Here is a 13,828-nt window from a genome sequence, read left to right on the forward strand (position 1 = left end):
GGCAAGCGGCCCGATTCCCCCTCCCCGGCCGGCTTCATGCGCCGGCCGGCGCTTCCCACGGCGGATTCTCGCCGTACTCCTGCGCGAGGGAGGTCGAATGCAGCGCGATGCCGAAGCCGGCCAGCGCTGCGTCCGCCAGCAGCTCGCCGGTATTGGCCTCGATGCGCCCACGCACCCGCACCGCGATTTCCCCGCCCTGGCCGTCGCCCAGTCTCCAGACGTCCTGCCGGCCCTGGCTGCCCACCAGCACCAGGCAATCGTGCCGGGCCAGGTCATGCGGCGTGCGCGGCGTGCCGCGCCGGGCAGGTAATCCGGCGCGGCGCACAGCACGCGCCGGTTGCTGGCAAGGCGGCTTGCCACCAGCGAGGAATCGTCGAGCGCGCCGATGCGGATGGCCAGGTCGAAGCCGGCGCTGACGAGGTCGAGCACGTTGTCGGTCAGGTTCACGCTGAGCGATAGCCCGGGATGCCGCTACAGGCATTCTTCCACGGAACCGCAGCAGCCTGTCAGGCAATACTCGGGAACCAGAGTATTCGCATCACTCAACCCGGCTTGCCGTCCACCCGTGGGCGCGCAAGCTGCGGCGCATAGGTCAGTGCATATAGACCAAACCCCGCCACCCAGCACGCCCCCGCGCCCCAGATCCAGTGCAGATAGCCGGCCGGCCATGCCATCGGACCGAACACGCGCAATACCGCGGCCATGGCAATCAGCCAGTACGCCACCGTTTCGGTGCGGCCGGCCACCAGCATGCGCCCGGTATGGCCCAGAGCGGTGCGCGTGATCATGGCGATGATGGCCACGCCGAGCACGCCCACCGTGAACGCATGGGTCGCCAGCCCGGCCATCGCCAGCCCCAGCGCGCCCAGTGCCTGCAGCAGCAACGCTAGCGGCAGCCACGCATAGGCGAGATGCAGCACCCACAGCAGTGGCCGGTTGCCCACCGCATAGCCGCGCCATCCCGCCACGCGCACCGCCAGCACGCCGGCAGCGAGCAGCGACAGCGCCGCGGCCAGCCATGCCGGCAAGGGCAGCAGTCCCGAGGCCAGCCCCAGCACCGTTGCCGGGATCACCATCCGATCGGCCTGCTGGTACTGCCGCAGGCGGAAACCGGGAATCGCGTTGGTGGTAAACATCGGGATCACGCGGCCGCCGATCACCACCACGAACAGCGTCACCAGCGCCACGCCGGCGCGACAGGCATGCAGCGCCGCGACGTCGTGCCCGCCGGCCTGCAGCCACAATGCAGCGATATTGGCCACGGCGAGCAGCCACAGCGCCAGTGCGAGCGGGTAGTTGCGCCGGTTGCCGGCCCTGGCCAGCGTGCGCGTGAACGCCAGCGCCGCCAGCGGCAGGAATGCGCCTTCGATGGCGAAGGCAACGGTGCCCGGCGCGATCCACATGCCAACGCGTCCCGCCAGCCACAACAGGAACAGCACGGCCAGCGCGGCACCGGTCGGCGTGGGCTGACCGGTCCAGGCGCGTCCCGCGGTGAACAGGAAACCCACCACGATCGCCGCGGCAAAGCCGAACACCATCTCGTGCGCGTGCCAGAACATCCCTGGCAGCACCGGCGCCGGCCCGACCGACTGCATGCCCGCGAGCATTGCCGACCATGCCGCGATCGCCAGCGCGGCAAAGGCCGCGCCGCCCAGGTAGAACGGCCGGAACCCCAGCGCGAACAAGGCGAAGCCACGCGGCGGCGGCCCGGCCGGTTTTTTTCCGGAAGGCGAAGGCCGGGAAGGAAGGATCGGGATGGTTTCCATGGCGGGCGGAAGGGGTCGGTATATCTGTTGAATCCGGCAGTGCCGGGGCGGCAGGCGTCAGATTCTTGATCTGGCGCAGGATTGCCGCAAGCACGCAAACGGGTGCCATGCGTGCTGCGATCACGATAGCACCAGCGCCGCGCCACCAACCTCCGCCGGTGGAACTACCTCCAACGACAGATCGCTCCATGTGGCGTGCTGTGCTGCCGGCGAATAGGCAGCACCAGTGGCCGCCCCTACTCTGGCATCACCCCCGCCAAAGTTGACACAGGAGCATGGCCATGGCCACCCAAACACGCGCGCCGGAACCCGTTCCAGCCGGCGCGGCACTCACGCTGGCGTCCAGTACTTTCGCCTTCACCATCTGCTTTGCCGTCTGGATGCTGTTCGCCGTCCTGGGCATCCCGCTCAAGCAGGAACTCGGTCTCAACGACACTGAATTCGGCCTGCTGGCCGCCACGCCGGTGCTGAGCGGCTCGCTGATCCGCGTGCCGCTGGGCATCTGGACCGACCGCTTCGGCGGCCGCATCGTCTTCTTCGTGCTGATGCTGGCCACGGTGGTCCCGATCTGGCTGATCTCCTACGCGCACAGCCTGTGGCAACTGCTGGTGCTGGGCCTGTTCGTCGGCCTGGCTGGCGGGTCGTTCTCGGTCGGCACGCCCTACGTGGCGCGCTGGTTCCCGCGCTCGCGCCAGGGCCTGGCGATGGGCATCTTCGGCGCCGGCAACTCGGGCGCGGCACTGACCAAGTTCGTCGCGCCGGCGATGATCCTGGCGGCCGGCACCTGGACCATCGTGCCGCGCGTCTATTCGGTGGCGATGCTCGTCACCGCGCTGCTGTTCTGGGTGCTCTCGCGCAGCAACCCGGCGCACATGGTCAAGTCCAGCGTGGGCTGGCGCGAGCAGCTGACGGTGATGCGCGACCCGCGCGTGTGGCGCTATTCGCAGTACTACTCGGTGGTGTTCGGCGGCTATGTCGGCCTGTCGCTGTGGATGACCAAGTACTACATCGGCGAATACGGCTTCGACATCAAGACCGCCGCCTTCCTGGCCGCCTGCTTCTCGCTGCCCGGCGGCGTGCTGCGCGCCATCGGCGGCTGGATCTCCGACCGCTACGGCGCACACCGCACCACCTGGTGGGTGATGTGGGTGAGCTGGGTCGGCTTCTTCCTGCTCAGCTATCCGCAGACCGACTTCATCATCCAGACCACCGGCGGCCCGCAGGGCTTCCGCATCGCGCTGACGCCCACGGTATTCACCTTCCTGCTGTTCTTGGTCGGCATCGCCTTCGCCATCGGCAAGGCCTCGGTATTCAAGTTCATCTCCAACGATTTCACGCACAACATCGGCGCGGTCTCCGGCGTGGTCGGCCTGGCCGGCGGCCTGGGCGGCTTCATCCTGCCGATCCTGTTCGGCATGCTGGCCGACCTGACCGGCATCCGCAGCAGCTGCTTCATGCTGATGTACGGCACGGTGTGCGTGAGCCTGGTGTGGATGCACTACAGCCACCGCGCTGAACGCCAGCGCAAGGCACAGGCTGTCGGCCTGACACAGGCAGCCTGATTGCTCACCTCACAAGCGCGCCTCCGCGCTCTCTCAACCAAGGCATACCAATCATGACCTCATCCGTACTCACCCGCTGGGAGCCCGAGAACGTGGCGTTCTGGCAAAGCGAGGGCGAGCGCATCGCCTATCGCAACCTGTGGATCTCGATCCCCGCGCTGATGCTGGCGTTCGTGGTCTGGATGCTGTGGAGCGTGGTCGCGGTCAACCTCGACCGCGCCGGCTTCCAGTTCACCAAGAACCAGCTGTTCTGGCTGACCGCGCTGCCGGCGCTGTCGGGCGCCACGCTGCGCATCTTCTATTCCTTCCTGGTGCCGGTGTTCGGCGGGCGCCGCTTCACCGCGATCTCCACCGCGCTGCTGCTGGTCCCGGCGCTGGGCATGGGCTTCGCGCTGCGCGACCCGTCCACCGGCTATCCCACGCTGCTGGTACTGGCGCTTCTGTGCGGGCTGGGCGGTGCCAACTTCAGCTCGTCGATGGCCAATATCAGCTTCTTCTTCCCCAAGGCGAAGAAAGGCCTGGCTACCGGGCTGAATGCCGGCATCGGCAACCTGGGCGTGTCGGTGGTGCAGTTCGTCACGCCACTGGTGGTGTCGCTGGCGGTGTTCGGTGCGCTCGGCGGCGAGCCGCAGCAATTCCAGGCCAACGGCGCCACGCAGGACCTGTGGCTGCAGAATGCGGGCTTTATCTGGGTGCCGTTCATCGTGGTGTCGGCGCTGGCCGCGTGGTTCGGCATGCATGACATCGCCGATGCCAAGGCGTCGTTCGCCGAGCAGGCCGTGATCTTCAAGCGCAAGCACAACTGGCTGATGTGCTGGCTGTACGTGGGCACCTTCGGCTCGTTCATCGGCTTCTCGGCCGGGCTGGCGCTCTTGACCAAGTCGCAGTTCCCGGGCGTGAACCCCACCGCCTATGCCTTCCTCGGGCCCCTGGTCGGCGCGCTGACGCGTCCCGTGGGCGGCTGGATCTCCGACAAGCTCGGCGGTGCGCGCGTCACGCTGTGGACCTTCATCGGCATGATCGTGGCGGTGTTCGCCGTGCTGGCGGCGCTGCCGCATGACGGCGCCGGCGGCAACTTCACGTACTTCCTCGCGGCCTTCATCGCGCTGTTCGCGCTGACCGGCATCGGCAATGGTTCGACCTTCCGCATGATCCCGGTGATCTTCCTGACCGAGCGCCAGCGCGCCGCGAAGGGCAAGGGCGACGCCGCGCAGCGCCAGGCGCTGCAGGACGCCGGCAAGGAATCCGCGGCGGTGCTGGGCTTTTCCGGCGCGATCGGTGCGTACGGCGGCTTCTTCATCCCAAAGAGCTTCGGCACCTCGCTGGAACTGACCGGTGCCCCCGACACCGCGCTGTACTGCTTCATCGCCTTCTATGTCAGCTGCGTGCTGGTGACCTGGTGGTACTACGCGCGCCGCAACGCGCCCATGCCCTGCTGACCGCCTTGCCGGCCGGACTAGTTCTTCGGAACTAGTCCCGCGGCCGGCACCTCCCCCGATCGCCATGCGGCGGCTGTTCCACCAGCGAATTGGCTGCCGCGCCGCTCCCCCATAAGCTCAAGGTGTCCCTGCAAACGCTCCGGCAAGCCCCGGAGCCCCGCAGAAAAGCCTCGCGGAGAACAAGCAAATGAGTCATTTCCTGGATCGACTGAAGTTCATGTCGCGCGTCAAGTCCACCTATGCGGACGGCCACGGCGCGGTGGTGAACGAAGACCGCAAGTGGGAAGACGGCTACCGCAGCCGCTGGCAGCACGACAAGATCGTGCGCTCCACCCACGGCGTGAACTGCACCGGCTCCTGCTCCTGGAAGGTCTACGTCAAGAACGGCCTGATCACCTGGGAAACGCAGCAGACCGACTACCCGCGCACGCGCCCGGACCTGCCCAACCACGAGCCCCGCGGCTGTCCGCGCGGCGCGTCGTACAGCTGGTACGTCTACTCCGCGCAGCGCGTCAAGTACCCGATGATCCGCGGCCGCCTGATGGAGATGTGGCGCGAGGCCCGCAAGACCATGGACCCGGTCGCCGCCTGGGAATCGATCAGCCAGGATCCGAAGAAGGCGGTGCGCTACAAGAGCGTGCGCGGCCAGGGCGGCTTCGTGCGCGCCGACTGGAACACCGCCACGGAGATGATCGCCGCGGCCAACGCCTTCACCGTGAAGAAGTTCGGCCCCGACCGAGTGATCGGCTTCTCGCCGATCCCGGCCATGTCGATGGTCTCGTACGCCGCCGGCGCGCGCTACCTGAGCCTGCTCGGCGGCGCCTGCCTGTCGTTCTACGACTGGTACTGCGACCTGCCGCCGGCCAGCCCGCAGATCTGGGGCGAACAGACCGACGTGCCCGAATCGGCCGACTGGTACAACTCGACCTACCTGATGGTGTGGGGCTCCAACGTGCCGCAGACGCGCACGCCCGACGCTCACTTCTACACCGAGGTCCGCTACAAGGGCACCAAGACCGTCGCCGTCTCGTCCGACTTCGGCGAGATGGTCAAGTTCGGCGATATCTGGCTGGCGCCGAAGCAGGGCACCGATGCCGCGCTGGCGATGGCCATGGGCCACGTGGTGCTGAAGGAATTCCACGCCAACGGCAAGTCCGCCTACTTCCGCGACTACATCAGGCAGTACACCGACATGCCGATGCTGGTGCTGCTGCGCGAAAACCAGGACAACGCAGGCACGCTGGTGCCCGACCACTTCCTGCGCGCCTCGCACCTGGCCGACAACCTCGGCGAAGCCAATCATCCCGAGTGGAAGACGCTGCAGATCGACGACACCACCGGCGAGATCGTCGCGCCCAACGGCTCGATCGGCTTCCGCTGGGGCGAGGCCGCCCACAACGGCGGCGAGAAGGTAGGCCGCTGGAACCTGGAAATGAAGGACGGGGGCAGCGGCCGCCCGGTCGAGCCGCGCCTGTCGCTGCTCAGCCAGCACGATGAGGTAGTGGAAGTCGGCTTCCCCTACTTCGGCGGCGAGCACGACGAACTGCTGCGCCGCCGCGTGCCGGCTCGCCGCATCACGCTGGCCGACGGCAGCACCGCGCTGGTGGCGACCGTGTACGACCTGCAGATGGCCAACTACGGCGTCGACCAGGGCCTGGGCGGCCCCAACGTGGCATCGTCGTATGAAGACGACGTGCCCTACACCCCGGCCTGGCAGGAAAAGCACACCTCCGTGCCGGCCCGCCTGGTGACCCAGGTGGCGCGCGAGTTCGCCGACAACGCTGACCGCACGCAGGGCAAGAGCATGGTGATCGTCGGTGCCGCGCTGAACCACTGGTACCACAACGACATGATCTACCGCGGCATCGTCAACCTGCTGATGATGTGCGGCTGCATCGGCAAGAGCGGCGGCGGCTGGGCCCACTACGTGGGGCAGGAGAAGCTGCGCCCGCAGTTCGGCTGGGCCCCGCTGGCGTTCGGCCTGGACTGGTCGCGCCCGCCGCGCCAGATGAACGGCACCTCGTTCTTCTACAACCACACCAGCCAGTGGCGCCACGAGAAGCTGGCCGTCGACGAGATCCTGTCGCCGACCGCCGACCGCAAGCGCTATGACGGCCTGTCGCTGCTGGACCTGAACGCCAGGTCCGAGCGCATGGGCTGGCTGCCGTCGGCGCCGCAGCTCGGCAGCAATCCGCTCGACGTGGTCGACGCCGCCGAGCAAGCCGGCAAGGATCCGGTGGCCTACACCGTCGAGCAACTGAAGTCTGGCGCGCTGCAGTTCGCCTGCGACGATCCCGACAATCCCGCCAACTTCCCGCGCAACATGTTCGTGTGGCGCTCCAATATCCTGGGCAGTTCGGGCAAGGGCCATGAGTATTTCCTGAAGTACCTGCTCGGCACGCAGAACGCCGTGTTCGGGGATGAAAACGATGCGATCACGCCGAGCGAAGTCAACGTGCGCCCGGCCGCCGAAGGCAAGCTCGACCTGCTGACCGTGCTGGACTTCCGCATGAGCACCACCTGCCTGTACGGTGACATCGTGCTGCCGACGGCAACCTGGTACGAGAAGGACGACCTCAACACGTCCGACATGCACCCCTTCATCCACCCGCTGTCCGAGGCCGTGCAGCCGCTGTGGGAAAGCAAGACCGACTGGGAAATCTACAAGGCCATCGCGAAGAAGTTCAGCGAGATCGCCGGCCCGTACCTGGGCACCCGCAAGGACCTGGTGTGCACGCCGCTGCTGCACGACACCCCGGGCGAACTGGGGCAGCCGTTCGAGCCGAAGGACTGGAAGGCCGGCGAGTGCGACCTGATCCCGGGCAAGACCGCGCCGTCGATGACGGTGGTCGAGCGCAACTACGCGGACATCTACAAGAAATTCACCTCGATCGGCCCGCTGCTCGACAAGCTCGGCAATGGCGGGAAGGGCATCAACTGGAACACCCGGCATGAGGTGAAGGAAATCGGCGAGCTGAGCCATACGGTGACGGAACCGGGCGTGAGCCAGGGCCGCCCGAAGCTCGAAACGGCGATCGACGCCGCCGAGATGATCCTGACCTTCGCGCCCGAAACCAACGGCCACGTCGCCGTCAAGGCGTGGGAAGCGCTTTCGAAGATCACCGGCCGCGATCACACCCACCTGGCCGAAGGGCGCGAGCACGACAAGATCCGCTTCCGCGACGTGCAGGCGCAGCCGCGCAAGATCATTTCCGCGCCGACGTGGTCGGGGCTGGAATCGGAAGAGGTCAGCTACAACGCGGGCTACACCAACGTGCACGAACTGATCCCCTGGCGCACACTCACCGGCCGCCAGCAGTTCTACCAGGACCACCGATGGATGCTGGACTTCGGCGAAGGCGCCTGCGTGTACAAGCCGGCCATCGACACCAAGACCGTGGCGCCGATGCTGGGCAAGAAGCCCAACGGCAACCCGGAGCTGGTGCTGAACTGGATCACGCCGCACCAGAAGTGGGGGATCCACTCCACGTATTCGGACAACCTGCGCATGCTGACGCTGTCGCGCGGCGGCCCGCACGTGTGGATCTCGGAAGCCGAGGCCAAGGAAAACGGCATTCGCGACAACGACTGGGTCGAGGTGTTCAACGTCAACGGCACGCTGACCGCGCGCGTCGTGGTGTCGCAGCGCGTGCCCAAGGGCATGTGCCTGATGTACCACGCCCAGGAAAAGATCGTGAACGTGCCTGGCGCCGAGACCAGCGGCATGCGCGGCGGCATCCATAACTCGGTCACGCGCGCCGTGACCAAGCCCACGCACATGATCGGCGGCTACGCGCAGCTCGCCTACGGCTTCAACTACTACGGCACCGTGGGCAGCAACCGCGATGAGTTCGTGATCCTGCGCAAGATGAAGAAGGTCGACTGGCTCGAAGGGCCGCTCGTGGAAAAGACAGAGAAGGAAGGAGCAACGCAATGAAGATCCGCGCCCAGGTGGCCATGGTGCTGAACCTCGACAAGTGCATCGGCTGCCATACCTGCTCCGTAACCTGCAAGAACGTCTGGACCAGCCGCGACGGCGTCGAGTACGCGTGGTTCAACAACGTCGAGACCAAGCCCGGCATCGGCTATCCCAAGGAATGGGAGAACCAGGACAAGTGGCAGGGCGGCTGGAAGCGCAACCCCGACGGCACGCTGGAGCCGCGCCAGGGCGGCAAGCTGAAGATCCTGGCGAACCTGTTCGCCAACCCCAACCTGCCGCAGATCGACGAGTACTACGAGCCGTTCACCTACGACTACGAGCACCTGCAGAAGGCGCCGCTGTCGCAGACCCCGCCCACCGCGCGCCCGGTCTCGGTGCTGACCGGCCGCAAGATGGAAAAGATCGAGTGGGGCCCGAACTGGGAAGACGACCTCGGCGGCGAGTTCAGCTCGCGCGGCCGCGACAAGCTCTTCGACGACGTGCAGAAGGAGATGTACTCGACCTTCGAGAACACCTTCATGATGTACCTGCCGCGCCTGTGCGAGCACTGCCTGAACCCGGCCTGCGTGGCCTCTTGCCCGTCGGGCTCGATCTACAAGCGCGAGGATGATGGCATCGTACTGGTCGACCAGGACAAGTGCCGCGGCTGGCGCATGTGCATCTCGGGCTGCCCGTACAAGAAGATCTACTTCAACTGGCAGAGCGGCAAGGCCGAGAAATGCCTGTTCTGCTATCCGCGCATCGAGGCTGGCCAGCCTACGGTCTGCTCCGAGACCTGCGTCGGCCGCATCCGCTACCTCGGCGTGATGCTGTACGACGCCGACCGCATCGAGCACGCCGCGTCGGTGGCCGATGAACGCGACCTGTACCAGTCGCAGCTCGACGTGCTCCTCGATCCGCACGACCCGGCGGTGCAGGCCGAGGCGCTGCGCCAGGGCATCCCGCAAAGCTGGCTCGATGCCGCGCGCAAGTCGCCGGTGTACAAGATGGCGTGCGAATGGAAGGTCGCCTTCCCGCTGCACCCCGAGTACCGCACGCTGCCGATGGTCTGGTACATCCCGCCGCTGTCGCCGATCCAGTCGGCGGCCGAAGCGGGCCACATGGGCATGAACGGCATCATCCCCGACGTCAAGAGCCTGCGCATCCCGGTCAAGTACCTGGCCAACCTGCTGACCGCGGGCGACGTGATGCCGGTGCTGTCGGCGCTGGACCGCATGCTGGCAATGCGCGCCTACAAGCGCTCGCAGGTGGTGGACGGCGTGCAGGACCTGGACGTGCTCAGGCAAGTGGGGCTGACACCAGCGCAGGTCGAGGATATGTACAAGACCATGGCGATCGCCAACTACGAGGACCGCTTCGTGATCCCGTCCTCGCACAAGGAAATGGTCGAGGACAGCTTCAACGACAAGGCCAGCTGCGGCTTCACCTTCGGCAACGGCTGCTCGGGCGGCACCTCGGATGGCGCGCTGTTCGGCAAGAAGCCGCAGGGCAGCGTGCATTTCGTCGATATGCCCAGGTCGCGCAAGAAGGCCGTGATGAGCTGAGCGCCCGCGAACGAACCGGAGAACAACATGCCCCTCTATCCCATCCTCAGCGCGCTGCTCGGCTATCCCGAGCAGGAACTGATCGACGCGCTGCCCGAGATCGACACCGCCCTGGCCGAATGGCCGCAGGCCCGCCACCTGCTGGCGCCGGTGACCGACATGCTGCGCGGCGAAGCGCTGATCACGCTGCAGGAGAACTATGTCGCCACCTTCGACCGCAACCCGTCGCACTCGCTGCACCTGTTCGAGCATGTGCACGGCGAAAGCCGCGACCGCGGCCAGGCCATGGTCGACCTGATCGACGAATACCGGCGCGACGGCTTCGAGCCGGCCGCGTCGGAGTTGCCGGACTACGTGCCGCTGTTCCTGGAGTTCCTCGGGGCGCTGAGCGCCGACGGCAAGGAGGCACGCGCCGAGCACCTGCTGGGCGAGGCGATCCACGTGCTGGCCGCGATCGGCGACCGGCTCGCGCGCAACCAGAGCCCGTATGCCGGCGTGTTCGCTGTGCTGCGCACGCTGACCGACGTGCAGCCGCAACCGCAGCAGGAGCCGCCGGTGCGGGACATGGACGAGGCGCTGGAGACCTTCGGTCCGGGCGCCGACGGCGTGGAGCCGCTGCTGGCGCCACAGACTGGGCCGCAGGCGGTGAAATTCTATCCGCGTGGCACGGCGCCGGTTCCCGCGCATTGCTGACCACACCTGGCAAGGCAACCCGAACACAGACATTGGGCTAATACCATGGCAACGCTTCACCAATTCCTCTACGGCATCTACCCCTACATCGCTGCCGCCATCTTCCTGTTCGGCAGCCTGGCCCGCTTCGAGCGCGAGCAGTACACCTGGAAGACCGACAGCTCGCAGGTGCTCTACCGCGGCAACCTGCGCATGGGCAACATCCTGTTCCACGTCGGCATCCTGGGCCTGTTCTTCGGCCACCTGGTGGGCCTGCTGACGCCGGTGGCGGTATGGGACGCGCTGGGCGTCTCGCACGGTTTCAAGCAAGGCGTGGCCATGGCGGCCGGCGGCGTGATGGGCACCATGTGCCTGGCCGGGCTGCTGATCCTGCTGCACCGCCGCCTGACCAACGCGCGCGTGTCCGCCGTGACCCGCACCGGGGACAAGGTGCTGCTGCTGTGGCTGCTGGTGACGCTGCTGCTGGGCCTGTCCACCATCTTCGAATCGGCCGGCCACATGGACGGCCACATGATGGTGCAGCTGATGACCTGGGCCCAGCACCTCGTCACGCTGCGCGGCGACGCCGCCGGCTATATCGCCGACGCGCCGCTGCTGTTCAAGGCGCACCTGTTCATGGGCATCACGCTGTTCGCGATCTTCCCGTTCACGCGGCTGGTGCATGTGTGGAGCGGCTTTGCCTCGGTCGGCTACGTCGGCCGCGCCTGGCAGCTGGTACGCGGACGCTGAACCAACGGAGAACCGACATGCCTGTCACCGTCAACGGCGTGGAACTGCGCGACGCCGATATCGAACGCGAGCTGGACCACCATCATGACGCGGCCAATCCCGCGAAGATGGCGACGATCGCGGCCATCCTGCGCCTGCTGGTGCGCGAAGAGGCCGGACGCATCGGCCTGAGCGTGCCCGGCCAGGACGACGACGCGCTCGCCATGGCGCTGCTGGAGCGCGAGGCCGGCATCCCCGAGCCTGACGAAGCCAGCTGCCGCCGCCACTACGACAGCCGTCCGGAGCGCTTCCGCGACGGCGAATGGGTCGAGGCCGACCACATCCTGTTCCAGGTGACGCCGCGCGTGCCGCTGGATGCGCTGCGCGAGATCGCGGCGCAGACGCTGGCGCTGGTGCGCGGCGATCCGTCGAGCTTCGCGCAGCATGCCCGCGCGCTGTCGAACTGCCCGAGCGGCAACAACGGCGGCCGCCTGGGCCGCGTGTTCCGCGGCGAAGCCGCGCCGGAGTTCGAGCGCGCGCTCTTTGCCGCGCAGCATGACGGCGTCTTGCCGCAACTGGTCGAGACCCGCTTCGGGCTGCATATCGTGCGCATCCTGGAGCGCTGCCCCGGCACCCGACTGCCCTTCGATGCCGTGCGCGGCGACATCGCCTGTGCGCTGGCCACGGCGGCGCGCGACCGCGCCTGGAAGCAGTACGCCAGCCTGCTGATCGGCCGCGCCCGCATCGAAGGCATCGAACTGGAAGGCGCCGACAGCCCGCTGGTGCAGTAGCGCCGCCATCCTGACCAACGGAAACCGCCATGCATCAGATCGAACATCTACTGAAGGGCTTCGAGCGGTTCCAGCAACGCTATTTCGACGATGCGCCGAGCCTGTTCGACGCGCTGCGCACCGGGCAGCAGCCGCCCACGCTGCTGATCGGCTGCTGCGACTCGCGCGTGGACCCGGCCCTGCTGCTGGGTTGCGACCCCGGCGATCTCTTCACCGTGCGCAATATCGGCAACCTGGTGCCGCCCTGCACCGGGCGTCATGAAGGCAGCCTGCACGGCGTGTCCGCCGCGATCCAGTTTGCCGTCGAGCAGCTGCAGGTCGACCGCATCATCGTGATGGGCCATGGCGGCTGCGGCGGCATCCGCGCGCTGCTGGCGCAGCCGGCCGACGCCGGCGACCATCCGCCCGAAGAAGGCGACGAAGCCGACTACCTCGGCGCCTGGGTGCGCATCGCCGCACCGGCGCGCCGGCAGGTGGAGCAAACGCTCGCCGACGCCAGCCCGGCGCAGCGCCAGCGCGCCTGCGAACAGGCGGCGATCCTGGTCTCGCTGCGCAACCTGCAGACCTTCCCGTTCGTGCGTCGCGCGCTGGAAGCCGGAAGGCTGACGCTGCACGGCTGGTACTTCGACTTGCAGGCCGGCGCCCTGCTGGCCTACTCGCAACGCGCCGATGCCTTCCTGCCGCTGGTATGCCCTTTGCCCATTACCGCCGCACAAACCGAATCCGTCACGACATGAATCCCTTTATCTTTGGCATCACCGGCACCTCGGGCAGCGGCAAGACCACGCTGATTACCGCATTGCTGCCGTGGTTTCGCGCGCAAGGCCTGACCGTCAACGTGATCAAGCACAGCCACCATCCGCTGGAGCTCGAGCCCCCCGGCAAGGACAGCGCGCGCTTTCGCACGGCCGGTGCCACGGAAGTGATGGTGGCCTCGCCCTATCGCTACGCCATCGTGCGAGAGCTGGCCAATGAAGCCGAGCCGACGCTTGCCGAACAGGTGGCGCGGCTGCGGCCGGCGGACATCACGCTGGTCGAAGGCTTCCGCCGGGAGGATATTCCGCGCATCGAGGTGTATCGCCCGGCGCATGGGCGTGCGCCCTACTATCCCTGCGATCCGTCGATCGTCGCTGTGGCGACCGATGCGCGGCTCGACACATTGCTGCCGTGCCTGCCGCTGGACGATAGCGGGCAGGTCGGCCGGTTCATCCTCGCCATGCGCGGCCGGAACCATCTGGATCCGCTCGACTCCGGCGCTTTCCCCACAGCGGTGGACATGGTCGCCGCCTGACGGCGGCCTCCGGCGGACCCGACAGCCCCGGCGGCATGTGCGGGATGCTGCGTCTGTGCGTCGCCGGAATGCCCGCGCCAGTGCCCGCGCCGCC

At 67.3% G+C, this 13,828-nt stretch carries 10 protein-coding genes and 1 pseudogene; 9 read left to right on the forward strand and 2 right to left on the reverse strand.

Annotated features, from left to right (window positions below; all coding sequences use genetic code 11):
* Positions 1-34: 34 nt before the first annotated feature.
* Together E0W60_RS04765 and E0W60_RS04770 are read right to left on the reverse strand one after the other, a co-directional pair.
* Positions 35-471: pseudogene (locus E0W60_RS04765) on the reverse strand (substrate binding domain-containing protein); the annotation flags it as partial.
* A gap of 71 nt (positions 472-542) precedes the next feature.
* Positions 543-1,766, reverse strand: a complete 1,224-nt coding sequence (locus tag E0W60_RS04770; protein WP_135703189.1) for an NnrS family protein — start codon at positions 1,764-1,766, stop codon at positions 543-545.
* Positions 1,767-2,047: 281 nt separating this feature from the next.
* Between E0W60_RS04770 and E0W60_RS04775 the strand changes: the two genes are divergently transcribed.
* The 9 genes from E0W60_RS04775 to mobB all read left to right on the forward strand — a co-directional run bounded on the left by E0W60_RS04775 (position 2,048) and on the right by mobB (position 13,734).
* Positions 2,048-3,328 carry an MFS transporter gene (locus E0W60_RS04775; RefSeq protein ID WP_135703190.1) on the forward strand — a complete coding sequence of 427 codons (1,281 nt, stop codon included), beginning with the start codon at positions 2,048-2,050 and terminating at the stop codon, positions 3,326-3,328.
* A 53-nt stretch (positions 3,329-3,381) separates the two neighbouring features.
* Positions 3,382-4,767 carry a NarK family nitrate/nitrite MFS transporter gene (locus tag E0W60_RS04780; protein ID WP_135703191.1) on the forward strand — a complete coding sequence of 462 codons (1,386 nt, stop codon included), beginning with the start codon at positions 3,382-3,384 and terminating at the stop codon, positions 4,765-4,767.
* A gap of 187 nt (positions 4,768-4,954) precedes the next feature.
* Positions 4,955-8,704: a nitrate reductase subunit alpha gene (locus E0W60_RS04785; RefSeq protein WP_135703192.1), complete on the forward strand. Its 3,750-nt coding sequence runs from the start codon at positions 4,955-4,957 to the stop codon at positions 8,702-8,704.
* Entirely contained in the window at positions 8,701-10,251 is a 1,551-nt protein-coding gene (gene narH, locus E0W60_RS04790; RefSeq protein WP_135703193.1) for a nitrate reductase subunit beta, read from the forward strand. Before E0W60_RS04785 ends, narH begins: the two co-directional genes overlap by 4 nt.
* A gap of 27 nt (positions 10,252-10,278) precedes the next feature.
* Positions 10,279-10,944, forward strand: a complete 666-nt coding sequence (narJ, locus tag E0W60_RS04795; protein ID WP_135703194.1) for a nitrate reductase molybdenum cofactor assembly chaperone — start codon at positions 10,279-10,281, stop codon at positions 10,942-10,944.
* A 45-nt stretch (positions 10,945-10,989) separates the two neighbouring features.
* Positions 10,990-11,673 carry a respiratory nitrate reductase subunit gamma gene (narI, locus tag E0W60_RS04800; protein WP_135703195.1) on the forward strand — a complete coding sequence of 228 codons (684 nt, stop codon included), beginning with the start codon at positions 10,990-10,992 and terminating at the stop codon, positions 11,671-11,673.
* 17 nt (positions 11,674-11,690) lie between these two features.
* Positions 11,691-12,443: a peptidylprolyl isomerase gene (locus E0W60_RS04805; protein ID WP_135703196.1), complete on the forward strand. Its 753-nt coding sequence runs from the start codon at positions 11,691-11,693 to the stop codon at positions 12,441-12,443.
* A 29-nt stretch (positions 12,444-12,472) separates the two neighbouring features.
* Positions 12,473-13,180, forward strand: coding sequence for a carbonic anhydrase (locus E0W60_RS04810; RefSeq protein WP_133095916.1), 708 nt, complete (start codon positions 12,473-12,475; stop codon positions 13,178-13,180).
* Entirely contained in the window at positions 13,177-13,734 is a 558-nt protein-coding gene (gene mobB / locus E0W60_RS04815; protein ID WP_135703197.1) for a molybdopterin-guanine dinucleotide biosynthesis protein B, read from the forward strand. Before E0W60_RS04810 ends, mobB begins: the two co-directional genes overlap by 4 nt.
* Positions 13,735-13,828: the final 94 nt, after the last annotated feature.

The organism is Cupriavidus oxalaticus (assembly GCF_004768545.1).
In the GTDB taxonomy this organism is placed as follows: Bacteria; Pseudomonadota; Gammaproteobacteria; order Burkholderiales; family Burkholderiaceae; genus Cupriavidus; species Cupriavidus oxalaticus_A.

Excerpts from the sequence above, each read along its gene's own strand:
- E0W60_RS04775 (WP_135703190.1), top strand. The coding sequence starts at position 2,048 with ATGGCCACCCAAACACGCGCGCCGGAACCCGTTCCAGCCGGCGCGGCA.
- mobB (WP_135703197.1), top strand. The coding sequence starts at position 13,177 with ATGAATCCCTTTATCTTTGGCATCACCGGCACCTCGGGCAGCGGCAAG.
- narI (WP_135703195.1), top strand. The coding sequence starts at position 10,990 with ATGGCAACGCTTCACCAATTCCTCTACGGCATCTACCCCTACATCGCT.
- E0W60_RS04810 (WP_133095916.1), top strand. The coding sequence starts at position 12,473 with ATGCATCAGATCGAACATCTACTGAAGGGCTTCGAGCGGTTCCAGCAA.
- narH (WP_135703193.1), top strand. The coding sequence starts at position 8,701 with ATGAAGATCCGCGCCCAGGTGGCCATGGTGCTGAACCTCGACAAGTGC.
- E0W60_RS04805 (WP_135703196.1), top strand. The coding sequence starts at position 11,691 with ATGCCTGTCACCGTCAACGGCGTGGAACTGCGCGACGCCGATATCGAA.
- narJ (WP_135703194.1), top strand. The coding sequence starts at position 10,279 with ATGCCCCTCTATCCCATCCTCAGCGCGCTGCTCGGCTATCCCGAGCAG.
- E0W60_RS04770 (WP_135703189.1), bottom strand. The coding sequence starts at position 1,766 with ATGGAAACCATCCCGATCCTTCCTTCCCGGCCTTCGCCTTCCGGAAAA.
- E0W60_RS04780 (WP_135703191.1), top strand. The coding sequence starts at position 3,382 with ATGACCTCATCCGTACTCACCCGCTGGGAGCCCGAGAACGTGGCGTTC.
- E0W60_RS04785 (WP_135703192.1), top strand. The coding sequence starts at position 4,955 with ATGAGTCATTTCCTGGATCGACTGAAGTTCATGTCGCGCGTCAAGTCC.